Here is a 13,363-nt window from a genome sequence, read left to right on the forward strand (position 1 = left end):
ATTGATATGTAAGAGCGGCGTGAGCAAAGGAATATGAAACTGATTCCACCTTTTATGCTGTCTGACCCCCCACAACAGGTCCGGAGGAAGAAAATAATAAAAGCTGTGTGGGCGAATCTGTGAAAAAACAACGACCTGTCAACCTGGATCTGCAAACGATCCGATTTCCTATTACTGCGATCGCATCAATTCTTCACCGTGCCTCCGGCGTTATTACTTTTGTCGCCGTCGGTATTTTATTGTGGTTGCTGGGCATTTCCCTCTCTTCTCCGGAAGGTTTCATGCAGGCTGCTGCCATCATGGACAGCTTCATCGTGAAATTTATCGTCTGGGGCATCTTGACTGCATTGTCTTACCATATTGCTGGTGGTCTGCGTCATCTGCTGATGGATTTTGGATATATCGAAGAAGATCTCGTCTCAGGAACTCGCTCTGCAAATCTTTCTTTCATTATTACTGTCGTGCTTTCATTTTTGGCTGGAGTCCTCGTATGGTAAGTAATGCCTCTGCATTGGGACGTAATGGCGTACACGATTGGTTATTACTTCGCGCTTCTGCCATTGTCATCGTGCTGTATGTGCTTTATATCGTTGGCTTCATTGTCAGCGCTAATGACATAACTTATGAAGTCTGGCATGGTTTTTTCGCCATGCATCTCACTAAAGTTTTCACCCTGTTAACACTGTTCTCGATCCTGGTTCATGCCTGGATTGGAATGTGGCAGGTATTGACCGACTACATTAAACCGCTGGCCGTCCGACTAACTTTGCAGTTAGCGATCGTGGTTGTGCTGATGGTGTATGTCATTTATGGAACTGTTGTAGTGTGGGGTGCGTAATGAATCTGCCAGTCAGAGAGTTTGATGCTGTTGTTATCGGTGCAGGTGGCGCAGGTATGCGCGCTGCATTGCAAATTTCCCAGATGGGCCTTTCCTGCGCCCTGCTATCCAAAGTGTTCCCGACCCGTTCCCACACCGTTTCCGCCCAGGGGGGGATTACCGTTGCGCTTGGTAATACCCATGAAGATAACTGGGAATGGCATATGTATGACACGGTGAAAGGCTCCGATTATATCGGTGACCAGGATGCTATTGAATACATGTGTAAAACTGGTCCGGAAGCGGTTCTGGAACTGGAACACATGGGGTTGCCTTTTTCCCGTCTGGATGATGGCAGTATTTATCAACGACCGTTTGGTGGTCAGTCCAGAAACTTTGGCGGTGAGCAGGCGGCGCGTACTGCGGCGGCGGCGGACCGCACCGGTCATGCTTTGTTGCATACCCTTTATCAGCAGAACCTGAAGAATCACACGACGATATTTTCTGAGTGGTATGCACTGGATCTGGTGAAAAATCAGGATGGTGCGGTGATGGGATGTACCGCCATCTGTATCGAAACCGGTGAAGTCGTATATTTCAAGGCTCGTGCCACCGTGCTGGCAACCGGCGGTGCCGGACGCATTTATCAATCCACGACGAACGCCCACATTAATACCGGTGACGGTGTTGGTATGGCATTGCGTGCCGGTGTGCCGGTTCAGGATATGGAAATGTGGCAGTTCCATCCAACAGGTATTGCCGGTGCTGGTGTGCTGGTTACTGAAGGCTGTCGTGGTGAAGGTGGCTATTTGCTCAATAAGCACGGCGAACGCTTCATGGAACGTTACGCGCCGAATGCCAAAGATCTGGCGGGTCGTGATGTTGTTGCTCGTTCAATCATGATCGAAATCCGTGAAGGTCGTGGTTGTGATGGCCCATGGGGTCCTCATGCCAAATTGAAACTAGACCATCTCGGTAAAGACGTTTTGGAATCCCGTCTGCCAGGTATCCTGGAACTTTCCCGTACTTTCGCCCATGTTGATCCAGTTAAAGAGCCTATTCCGGTTATTCCAACCTGTCACTATATGATGGGGGGGATCCCGACCAAGGTGACCGGTCAGGTATTGGCCGTGAATGAACAAGGTGAGGATGTGGTTATCCCCGGTTTGTTTGCTGTCGGTGAAATTGCCTGCGTATCTGTACATGGGGCGAATCGTCTGGGCGGTAATTCACTGCTGGACTTGATCGTGTTTGGACGCTCAGCCGGTATGCATCTGCAGGAGTCACTGGAAGAACAGGGTGCTACCCGTGATGCCAGCAATTCTGATATCGAGGCTTCTCTTGATCGCCTTAATCGCTGGAACAGTACCCGTTCCGGTGAAGATCCGGTGGAAATTCGTAAAGCACTACAGGCCTGTATGCAACACAACTTCTCGGTATTTCGTGAAGGTGATGCCATGGCAAAAGGTTTGGAAGAGCTTAAGGTGATTCGTGAGCGTTTGAAGAATGCTCGTCTGGATGATACTTCCAGCGATTTCAATACACAGCGTATTGAATGTCTGGAGTTGGATAACCTGATGGAAACCGCCTATGCCACCGCTGTTTCGGCTAATTTCCGCACTGAGAGCCGTGGTGCGCATAGTCGTTTCGATTATCCTGATCGTGATGATGATAAGTGGTTGTGTCATACGCTCTATCAACCGCAAACCGAAAGCATGACGCGCCGTAAGGTGAACATGCAGCCTAAACTGCGCCCGGCTTTCCCGCCGAAAGTGCGTACTTATTAATTGCGGAGATTAAGCGATGAAACTCGAATTTTCCATTTATCGTTATAACCCAGATGTTGATGATGCGCCGCATATGCAGGATTACAGCCTGGATGTTGACGCTGGGCGTGACATGATGCTACTGGATGCGCTGATTCAGTTGAAAGAACAGGATCCCACGTTGGCATTCCGTCGTTCCTGCCGTGAAGGTGTCTGTGGTTCAGACGGAGTAAATATGAACGGAAAAAATGGGCTGGCTTGTATTACGCCGATTTCTTCCTTGCAGCGCGGTAACAACAAGATAGTGATTCGTCCTCTTCCTGGTTTACCAGTAGTACGTGATTTGGTAGTGGACATGGGGCAATTCTATGCCCAGTATGAGAAAATAAAACCTTACTTGTTGAATAATGGACGAAATCCACCGGCACGTGAGCATTTGCAATCCCCAGAACAACGGGCAAAACTGGATGGATTATATGAGTGCATTATGTGTGCTTGCTGTTCTACGTCATGCCCATCATTCTGGTGGAATCCGGACAAATTTATCGGTCCGGCCGGATTACTGGCGGCATATCGTTTCCTGATTGATAGTCGTGATACGGAAACTCAAGCACGTTTGGATGATTTGGACGATGCTTTCAGTGTCTTTCGTTGCCACAGTATTATGAATTGTATCAGCGTATGCCCGAAAGGACTGAATCCGACACGAGCTATCGGTCATATCAAGTCAATGCTACTGCAACGTAGTGCCTGACGGTAAATCGTAGCGAGTAACATGTTCGCTCCTCTGTGTTTTTTGCAGAGGAGCGACAGGAAACCTTTAAAAACCGGCTTATGTGCCGAACCGATTTTTAAAGGTTCCTTAGAGGTTAAAGATATCCTCAGCCTGCAATAAGCAGGCGCGATAAGTGAACCGTTTTTACGGCAACCTGTTTTTTATACGGCACAATAAACATGTTAACCATGGCGAAAACTGAAGCTTATTAGCTTAAGGGATCATAATGCAGAACGGCGCAATGAAGGCCTGGCTGGATTCCTCCTATCTGGCGGGCGCGAACCAGTCCTACATAGAGCAGCTCTATGAAGATTTTTTAACTGATCCGGATTCTATCGATCTCAGCTGGCGTTCGATTTTTCAACAATTGCCTACCACTGGGGTCAAACCGGACCAACTTCACTCTAAAACCCGGGAATACTTTCGCCGCCTGGCGAAAGATACAACACGCTATACTTCTTCGGTAAACGATCCGGACAGTGATGCCAAGCAGGTTAAGGTATTGCAACTTATCAATGCTTTCCGTTTCCGCGGTCATCAGCTTGCTGATCTTGATCCGCTTGGTTTATGGAAACGGGAAATCGTTCCTGACCTGGATCTCGCCTATCATCATCTGACGGAAGATGACTTGAACGAAACCTTTAATGTGGGTTCGTTTGCGATTGGCAAGGAAACCATGAAACTGGGTGATCTTTACTCTGCGCTGAAACAGACCTATTGCGGTTCGATTGGTGCAGAGTACATGCATATCACCAATACAGAAGAAAAACGTTGGATTCAGCAACGTATTGAGTCGGTTGTCGGTCAACCAAATTTCAGCGTTGAAGAAAGGAAGCGTTTCCTGAAAGAGTTGACTGCTGCTGAAGGGTTGGAACGTTATCTGGGTGCCAAATTTCCGGGAGCCAAGCGTTTCTCACTGGAAGGTGGAGATGCTCTGATCCCGATGTTGAAAGAGATGATTCGCCATGCCGGTAAAAACGGTACGCGAGAAGTCGTATTGGGGATGGCACATCGTGGTCGTCTGAATGTATTGATTAATGTGCTGGGTAAACAGCCACAGGAACTGTTTGATGAGTTCTCTGGCAAGCATAAAGAACATCTTGGCACCGGTGATGTCAAATACCATCAGGGCTTTTCCTCTGACGTTGACACTGAAGGCGGTAAAGTGCATTTGGCGTTGGCGTTCAATCCTTCCCATCTGGAGATTGTCAGCCCGGTGGTGATAGGGTCGGTTCGCGCCCGTATTGACCGTCTCGATCAGCCAAGTAGTTCGTTGGTTTTGCCAATCACTATTCATGGTGATGCGGCAATGGCCGGTCAGGGTGTGGTTCAGGAAACCCTGAACATGTCCAAAGCTCGCGGTTATGAAGTCGGTGGTACGATCCGTATCGTGATCAACAATCAGATCGGTTTTACCACATCTAATCCGCTTGATGCGCGTTCTACCGAATACTGTACCGATATCGGCAAAATGGTGCAGTCACCCATTTTCCACGTGAACGCCGATGATCCAGAAGCTGTGGCCTTTGTCACTTGTTTAGCGCTGGATTTCCGTAACACCTTCAAGCGTGATGTATTCATCGATCTGGTCTGTTATCGCCGTCATGGTCACAATGAAGCAGATGAACCCAGTGCTACCCAACCGATGATGTATCAGAAGATCAAAAAACATCCGACACCACGCAAGATTTACGCCGATCGCCTGGAACAGCAGAAGATTGCTACGCTGGAGGATGCCACTGAGTTGGTTAATCTCTATCGTGATGCGCTGGATGAGGGTGAATGCGTTGTTGAAGAGTGGCAGCCGATGGATATGCACTCTTTCACCTGGTCACCGTATCTCAACCATGAATGGGATGAAGAGTATCCACATAAAGTTGAGATGAAACGATTACAGGAACTCGCCAGACGAATTAGTGAAATTCCTGAAGCCATAGAGATGCAGCCGCGTGTCATTAAGGTTTATAAGGATCGCGCGGAAATGGCCGAGGGTCGGAAACTTTTTGACTGGGGTGGTGCCGAGACGCTGGCTTACGCTACATTGGTTGATGAAGGTATTCCGATACGCTTGTCTGGCGAAGATACCGGGCGTGGTACGTTTTTCCACCGTCATGCCGTCGTGCATAACCAGAAAAATGGCTCGACGTATACTCCGCTGGCGCATGTTCATAATTCCCAGGGCGAATTCAAAGTATGGGATTCAGTACTGTCTGAAGAAGCAGTTCTGGCCTTTGAATATGGTTATGCAACAGCAGAACCCCGTACGTTGACTATCTGGGAGGCCCAGTTTGGTGACTTTGCCAATGGTGCTCAGGTGGTGATTGACCAGTTCATCAGTTCTGGTGAGCAAAAATGGGGGCGGATGTGTGGCCTGGTGATGTTATTGCCGCATGGCTATGAGGGGCAGGGGCCTGAACACTCCTCCGCACGTCTGGAACGTTATCTGCAATTATGTGCTGAACAGAATATGCAGGTCTGTATTCCATCAACACCAGCTCAGGTTTACCACATGCTACGCCGTCAGGCACTGCGTGGCATGCGTCGACCGCTGGTGGTAATGTCACCGAAATCACTGCTGCGTCATCCACTGGCTACGTCCTCACTGGATGAGCTGGCTAATGGGCATTTCCAGCCTGCAATTGCTGAAATTGACGCGTTGGAGCCAAAGGCAGTGAAGCGCGTCGTCCTCTGTTCCGGTAAGGTTTACTATGATTTATTGGAACAGCGTCGTAAAAATGAGCAGAAAGATGTGGCGATTGTTCGCATTGAGCAGCTTTATCCGTTCCCGCATCAATATGTACAAGCGGCACTGGAAGCTTTTGCTCATGTGCATGATTTTGTCTGGTGTCAGGAGGAACCGCTTAACCAGGGAGCCTGGTATTGCAGCCAACATCATTTACGTGAGGTGATTCCTTTCGGAGCATCTTTACGGTATGCCGGGCGTCCGGCTTCTGCTTCACCTGCCGTCGGCTATATGTCCGTACACCAGAAACAGCAGCAAGATCTGGTTAATGACGCGCTGAACGTTGATTAAATTAGAAGGATAAATAATGAGTAGCGTAGATATTCTCGTTCCTGACCTGCCTGAATCGGTTGTAGATGCTGCCGTAGCCACTTGGCATAAAAACCCGGGTGATAGTGTTCAGCGCGATGAAGTGTTGGTTGAGATCGAAACGGATAAAGTGGTTTTAGAGGTTCCGGCTACTGAAGCGGGCATTCTTGATGTCATTCTGGAAAATGAAGGCGCAACGGTAACTTCCCGTCAGGTCTTGGGGCGTCTTCGTCCGGGAGACAGTACGGGTAAAGAAAGCAGTGAAAAACCACAGAGCAAAGAGTCTACACCTGCCCAACGTTACACCGCGGCGTTGGAAGAAGAAAATAATGATGCGCTCAGTCCGGCTATTCGTCGCCTGATTGCTGAACATGATCTGGATGCTACAGCCATTAAAGGCAGTGGAGTTGGTGGTCGCATCACGCGTGAAGATGTGGAAAAACACCTCGCCGCCCAAAGTAAGGAAAGTAAGAAGACAGTGACACCGACGCCAGTGACGGATGCCGTAGAGACACCGGTGCTAGGTGGCCGCAGTGAAAAACGAGTCCCGATGACTCGTCTGCGCAAGCGTGTTGCTGAACGCCTGCTGGAAGCGAAGAACAGTACTGCCATGCTGACGACGTTTAATGAAGTCAACATGCAGCCGATTATGGACATGCGTCGTCAATACGGTGAAGCGTTTGAAAAACGTCATGGTGTTCGTCTTGGCTTTATGTCTTTTTACACCAAGGCCGTTGTTGAAGCGCTGAAACGCTACCCGGAAGTGAATGCGTCGATTGATGGCGAAAATGTGGTTTATCACAACTACTTTGACATCAGTATTGCGGTTTCAACGCCGCGTGGCCTGGTGACTCCGGTTCTGAAAGATGTTGACGCTTTGGGTATGGCCGATATCGAGAAAAAAATCAAAGAGTTGGCTGTAAAAGGTCGTGACGGCAAATTGACGGTTGAAGAGTTGACCGGTGGCAACTTTACCATTACTAACGGTGGTGTGTTCGGTTCGCTGATGTCTACCCCGATTATTAACCCGCCGCAGAGCGCTATTCTGGGTATGCATGCCATTAAGGATCGTCCGATGGCGATTAACGGTCAGGTAGTGATCCTGCCGATGATGTATCTGGCGCTTTCCTATGATCACCGTTTGGTTGATGGACGCGAGTCTGTTGGCTTCCTGGTTACCATAAAAGAGATGCTGGAAGATCCGGCTCGTTTGTTGTTGGACGTATAAAGCTGTTTGGGCGGCATAATCAACTTTATGCCGCCTGTCGAGAGTGCTATGCAGGCCGTTTTCATAACGGCTTTATCCAAAATATAAGAAAGTCCCGGGACTTATCTTCAAACTTAAATGGATAGAACATCATGAATTTACACGAGTATCAGGCAAAACAACTCTTTGCTCGGTATGGTTTACCCGCACCCACCGGTTATGCCTGCACCACGCCGCGTGAGGCAGAAGAAGCTGCATCAAAAATTGGTGCTGGTCCCTGGGTGGTCAAGTGTCAGGTTCATGCCGGTGGTCGAGGCAAGGCTGGCGGCGTCAAGGTCGTAAAAAGTAAAGAAGACATCCGCGCCTTTGCGGAAAATTGGCTGGGTAAGCGTCTGGTGACTTACCAGACTGATGCCAATGGTCAGCCAGTAAGCCAAATTCTGGTGGAAAGTGCTACCGACATTGATAAAGAACTCTATCTGGGTGCAGTGATTGACCGTGCCAGTCGTCGTGTTGTCTTCATGGCTTCCACTGAAGGTGGCGTTGAGATTGAGAAAGTGGCTGAAGAAACGCCGCATTTGATTCATAAAGCTGCCTTGGATCCGCTGACTGGTCCTCAACCTTATCAAGGGCGTGAGTTGGCGTTCAAGCTGGGTCTTAGCGGTAAACAGGTTGCTCAGTTCACCAAGATTTTTATGGGTCTGGCAACCATGTTCCTGGAACGTGATCTGGCATTGGTGGAAATCAATCCATTAGTCATCACTCAACAGGGTGATCTGGTGTGTCTGGATGGCAAGCTGGGCGTTGATGGCAATGCCTTGTTCCGTCAGCCGGAATTACGTGAGATGCATGATGCCAGTCAAGAAGATCCGCGTGAGGAGCATGCTGCCCAGTGGGAGCTTAATTATGTGGCTCTGGATGGCAACATCGGTTGTATGGTGAATGGTGCCGGTTTGGCAATGGGCACCATGGATATTGTCAAATTGCATGGTGGTGCGCCAGCTAATTTCCTGGACGTTGGCGGTGGTGCGACGAAAGAGCGTGTAACAGAAGCTTTTAAAATTATTTTATCGGATGACAAGGTAAAAGCGGTGCTGGTGAACATTTTCGGTGGCATTGTGCGTTGTGATTTGATCGCTGACGGTATTATCGGGGCGGTAGCAGAAGTGGGTGTAAACGTGCCTGTCGTTGTGCGTCTCGAAGGTAACAATGCAGAGCTGGGAGCGAAGAAATTGGCGGACAGCGGTTTGAATATCATTGCTGCGACCAGTCTGACCGATGCGGCTCAGCAAGTGGTTGCTGCTGTGGAGGGTAAATAATGTCCATTCTGATCGATAAAAACACCAAAGTTATCTGCCAGGGTTTGACTGGTAGCCAGGGTACCTTCCACTCTGAACAGGCGATTGCTTATGGTACACAAATGGTCGGCGGTGTAACGCCGGGTAAAGGTGGTACCGAGCACCTTGGACTGCCGGTGTTCAATACTGTGCGCGAAGCGGTAGAGGCCACTGGTGCCACTGCATCAGTTATTTATGTACCGGCTCCATTCTGTAAAGATTCTATCCTGGAAGCTATTGATGCTGGCATTCAGTTGATTATCTGTATCACCGAGGGGATCCCGACCCTCGACATGCTGAGCGTAAAGGTCAAGCTGGAGCAAAGCGGTGTTCGTATGATTGGACCTAACTGTCCGGGCGTCATTACTCCAGGTGAGTGTAAAATCGGTATTATGCCGGGTCACATTCATCTGCCAGGTAAGGTGGGCATCGTCTCCCGCTCAGGTACATTGACTTATGAAGCCGTGAAGCAAACGACGGATATTGGTCTGGGGCAGTCGAGCTGTGTTGGCATTGGTGGTGATCCGATCCCCGGCTCAAACTTTATTGATATCCTGAAGCTGTTTGAGCAGGATCCCCAAACCGAGGCTATCGTGATGATCGGTGAGATTGGTGGTACTGCCGAGGAAGAGGCCGCTGCTTATATCAAAGAGCATATTACAAAACCAGTCGTCGGCTACATCGCCGGGGTGACCGCGCCAAAAGGTAAACGAATGGGTCATGCTGGGGCAATTATTGCCGGTGGTAAAGGAACTGCAGATGATAAATTTGCAGCACTGGAAGCTGCCGGTGTTAAAACGGTTCGTAGTCTGGCTGATATTGGCGACGCAGTAAAGTCTGTGCTGACACGCTAGAGCCACACTACAGGATATATTCCTAAGCTAGTGTGTAATATTTTTAAAGTTCGACATGTTTGGCCACCTTCGAGTGGCCTTTTTTGTATCGTTATTATTAATATGCATATAAATAACTTTTGTGAAATTAAAATATATCAAATGTGCAACATTGTTATAACAATATTGATTATTAATTATAAATTTTGATAATTGGGATCAACGCACATTTTTTTTAATTTAAGTAAAAAATATATTATCGATAGCGATGATTTGAAACTTAAGAATTACATAAAATTAACAATGCGGCTAATAAAAAATTAAATAACATCGATAGTTAACATAAACGTGAATAATTGTTTCAGATCAACAAAATCGACCCAATGTTATTTCTCTGATAATGCTAAATTGCGCCAGATCAATTGCATTATGGGGTGTATATGTGAGAAGGGTTGATATAGAATCAAAAACCCAATCTACATCACGTAAAAACTTATTTATTGTAGATAATTAGAGGCGTAATATACGGTTACTCTGTTCGGGTATGATATTTGTAATACCAATGTTCTCTTTTGAGTCTACTTGTTGGATTTACTATACTTATTTGCAATGTGTATATACTTGATAGATTTCATGATGCAGGAAGGTGGCAAGTGAATGAGGTCTGATGAGCTTACTTAAATAAGTGATTCGGGTGAGTGAACGACGCTACATTACTGTAACTTGAAAGATCATGGGTATCAGCCTGCGCTGAAGCATTTTTTGTGCTTTTTCGGGTATTACTGCCGGGTGTTTAGCAGCTTGTCTATACTGAAAGCTAAAACCTTCCTGCGAGGAGCAAGGAGTCAAGATGTTAGATATAGTCGAACTGTCGCGTTTACAGTTTGCCTTAACAGCGATGTATCATTTCCTGTTCGTTCCATTAACGTTAGGTATGACGTTTATATTGGCGATCATGGAAACGGCATATGTCCTGTCTGGTAAACAAATCTATAAAGATATGACGAAGTTTTGGGGCAAACTGTTTGCAATTAACTTTGCACTCGGTGTTGCCACTGGGCTAACCATGGAATTCCAGTTTGGTACTAACTGGTCTTATTTCTCGCATTATGTCGGGGATATCTTCGGTGCACCTCTGGCGATTGAAGGCCTGATGGCATTCTTTCTGGAATCCACGTTTATCGGGTTGTTCTTCTTCGGTTGGGATCGTCTAGGCAAAGTTCAGCACATGACGGTTACCTGGCTGGTCGCTCTGGGATCTAACCTCTCTGCACTATGGATTCTGGTTGCTAATGGCTGGATGCAGAATCCCATCGCCTCTGATTTCAATTTCGAAACCATGCGCATGGAAATGATGAGTTTTAGTGAGCTGATATTGAACCCGGTAGCCCAAGTGAAGTTTGTTCATACTGTGGCTGCAGGTTATTGTACGGGTGCGATGTTTGTTCTTGGTATCAGTTCTTTCTATTTGCTGAAAGGCCGAGATGTCGCTTTTGCCAAACGCTCATTTGCAATTGCAGCCAGTTTTGGCATGGCCGCCGTGTTGTCCGTTATTGTGCTGGGTGATGAATCCGGTTATGAAATGGGTGACGTACAAAAAACCAAACTGGCTGCCATTGAAGCTGAGTGGGAAACCCAGCCGGCACCTGCTGCTTTTACGCTGTTTGGCCTGCCAAATCAGGATTCGATGGAGAATAAATACTCTATCCAGATCCCTTATGTGCTTGGTTTGATCGCTACCCGTTCTACCGATAAAACGGTTACCGGTCTGAAAGAGCTTATGGCACAACACGAAGTCCGTATCCGCAATGGTATGAAAGCCTACCAATTGCTGGAACAGTTACGTGCAGGTAATACTGATCCCTCAGTACGTGAAGCCTTTAATAAAGCCAAGAAAGATCTGGGTTATGGTCTGCTGCTGAAACGCTATACGCCCAATGTATCCGATGCAACTGAGAATCAAATCAAGCAGGCAACAAAAGATTCTATTCCGCGTGTTGCTCCGTTGTATTTCGCCTTCCGCATTATGGTGGCCTGCGGCGGTTTGATGTTGCTGATCTTCGGCCTCTCCTTCTGGTCAGTGCTGAGGAACAAAATTGGTCATAAAAAGTGGCTGCATCGTGCGGCATTGTATGGTATCCCACTGCCGTGGATTGCTGTCGAATCAGGTTGGTTTGTCGCCGAGTATGGTCGTCAACCTTGGGCAATTGGTGAAATATTACCAACCGCAGTTGCCAACTCGTCGTTGACGGCCGGAGATATCCTGTTCTCTATGGGGCTGATTTGTGGTCTGTATACGTTATTCCTTGTCGCAGAAACCTATCTGATGTTCAAGTATGCGCGTCTCGGTCCCAGTAGCCTGAAAACGGGTGCATACCACTTTGAACAGCCGATTACAGCTGCGCAGGACGCACGGTAACAGGAGTCCGCTATGTTTGATTATGAAGTATTGCGTTTTATCTGGTGGCTGCTGATTGGCGTGTTGCTGATCGGTTTTACGGTCACCGATGGTTTTGACATGGGTGTGGGCATCCTGGCTCGCTTGATGGGCCGAAATGATGTCGAGCGCCGGGTGATGATCAATTGCATCGCTCCCCATTGGGATGGCAATCAGGTGTGGTTGATAACCGCTGGTGGTGCATTGTTTGCTGCATGGCCAATGGTTTATGCTGCTGCGTTCTCTGGGTTCTACGTTGCGATGATTCTGGTGTTGGCCTCATTGTTCTTCCGTCCGGTCGGTTTCGACTACCGTTCCAAGATTGAAGACTCACGTTGGCGCAATATGTGGGATTGGGGCATTTTTGCCGGTAGCTTTATCCCGCCAGTTGTTATTGGCGTGGCTTTCGGTAATCTGCTGCAAGGCGTTCCATTCCATGTTGATGAATATCTGCGTCTGTACTACACCGGTAACTTCTTCCAGCTCCTGAACCCGTTTGGATTACTGGCTGGTATCGTCAGCCTGAGTATGTTTATGGCTCAAGGCGCAACTTACCTGATGATGCGCACTACTGGCGAGTTGCACATTCGTGCCAAAGTCGCGGCTCAGGTGTCATCACTTCTGTTGGTGGTTACATTCGTATTGGCTGGCGTATGGATTGTTTATGGTATTGATGGCTATGTTATTACCTCTGTGGTGAATACGGCTGCCGAATCTAACCCGCTACACAAAGAAGTTGTTCGTCAGGCGGGAGCATGGATGATTAATTTCAATAAATATCCGGTGCTGTGGGCTATTCCGCTGTTAGGGGTGATCTCACCGTTATTGTCAGCAATGATGGCCCGGTTGGAAAAAGATGCAATGGCATTTCTGTTTTCATCACTGAGTATTGCGGGTGTCATTTTGACAGCCGGTACGGCTATGTTCCCATTCATTATGCCGTCCGTAACCATGCCGAATGCTAGCCTGACCATATGGGATGCGACATCTAGTCTGTTAACGCTGCAGGTAATGACTGTCGTGGTGATTATCCTCGTGCCGATTATGTTGGCTTACACTTGCTGGTGTTACTACAAGATGCGTGGTCGTATTACCAAAGAGCATGTTGAGCAGAACTCCCATTCGCTGTATTAAGTAAG

10 protein-coding genes are annotated in these 13,363 nt (G+C 47.9%); all 10 read left to right on the forward strand.

The genetic code is table 11. The annotated features are described in order from the left end of the window. The first annotated feature begins 107 nt into the window (after positions 1-107). The 10 genes from sdhC (at position 108) to cydB (ending at position 13,358) form a co-directional block, all read left to right on the forward strand. The gene (gene sdhC / locus PCO85_07325; protein ID WJV55212.1) at positions 108-497 is read left to right on the forward strand and encodes a succinate dehydrogenase cytochrome b556 subunit; all 390 of its coding nucleotides are present in this window, start codon (positions 108-110) and stop codon (positions 495-497) included. Further along, positions 491-838 (forward strand): succinate dehydrogenase membrane anchor subunit, encoded by a 348-nt coding sequence (gene sdhD, locus PCO85_07330; protein ID WJV55213.1) that lies wholly within the window; start codon positions 491-493, stop codon positions 836-838. Before sdhC ends, sdhD begins: the two co-directional genes overlap by 7 nt. Continuing rightward, a complete protein-coding gene (gene sdhA / locus PCO85_07335; GenBank protein WJV55214.1) occupies positions 838-2,604 on the forward strand; it encodes a succinate dehydrogenase flavoprotein subunit in 1,767 nt (588 codons plus the stop codon). Before sdhD ends, sdhA begins: the two co-directional genes overlap by 1 nt. 16 nt (positions 2,605-2,620) lie before the next feature. Then, positions 2,621-3,337: a succinate dehydrogenase iron-sulfur subunit gene (locus tag PCO85_07340; GenBank protein ID WJV55215.1), complete on the forward strand. Its 717-nt coding sequence runs from the start codon at positions 2,621-2,623 to the stop codon at positions 3,335-3,337. Between the two features lie 247 nt (positions 3,338-3,584). Beyond that, positions 3,585-6,392, forward strand: coding sequence for a 2-oxoglutarate dehydrogenase E1 component (gene sucA, locus PCO85_07345; GenBank protein WJV55216.1), 2,808 nt, complete (start codon positions 3,585-3,587; stop codon positions 6,390-6,392). Positions 6,393-6,408: 16 nt separating this feature from the next. Beyond that, positions 6,409-7,638, forward strand: a complete 1,230-nt coding sequence (gene odhB, locus PCO85_07350) for a 2-oxoglutarate dehydrogenase complex dihydrolipoyllysine-residue succinyltransferase (protein ID WJV55217.1) — start codon at positions 6,409-6,411, stop codon at positions 7,636-7,638. A gap of 131 nt (positions 7,639-7,769) precedes the next feature. Beyond that, the gene (gene sucC, locus PCO85_07355; GenBank protein ID WJV55218.1) at positions 7,770-8,936 is read left to right on the forward strand and encodes an ADP-forming succinate--CoA ligase subunit beta; all 1,167 of its coding nucleotides are present in this window, start codon (positions 7,770-7,772) and stop codon (positions 8,934-8,936) included. Then, on the forward strand, positions 8,936-9,808 hold the full coding sequence (sucD, locus tag PCO85_07360) for a succinate--CoA ligase subunit alpha (protein WJV55219.1): 873 nt from the start codon (positions 8,936-8,938) through the stop codon (positions 9,806-9,808). Before sucC ends, sucD begins: the two co-directional genes overlap by 1 nt. An 829-nt stretch (positions 9,809-10,637) precedes the next feature. Further along, positions 10,638-12,206 carry a cytochrome ubiquinol oxidase subunit I gene (gene cydA, locus PCO85_07365; GenBank protein ID WJV55220.1) on the forward strand — a complete coding sequence of 523 codons (1,569 nt, stop codon included), beginning with the start codon at positions 10,638-10,640 and terminating at the stop codon, positions 12,204-12,206. A 12-nt stretch (positions 12,207-12,218) separates the two neighbouring features. After that, positions 12,219-13,358 carry a cytochrome d ubiquinol oxidase subunit II gene (cydB, locus tag PCO85_07370; GenBank protein WJV55221.1) on the forward strand — a complete coding sequence of 380 codons (1,140 nt, stop codon included), beginning with the start codon at positions 12,219-12,221 and terminating at the stop codon, positions 13,356-13,358. Positions 13,359-13,363 lie beyond the last annotated feature (5 nt).

The organism is Prodigiosinella aquatilis, from assembly GCA_030388725.1.
Lineage (GTDB): Bacteria > Pseudomonadota > Gammaproteobacteria > Enterobacterales > Enterobacteriaceae > Prodigiosinella > Prodigiosinella aquatilis.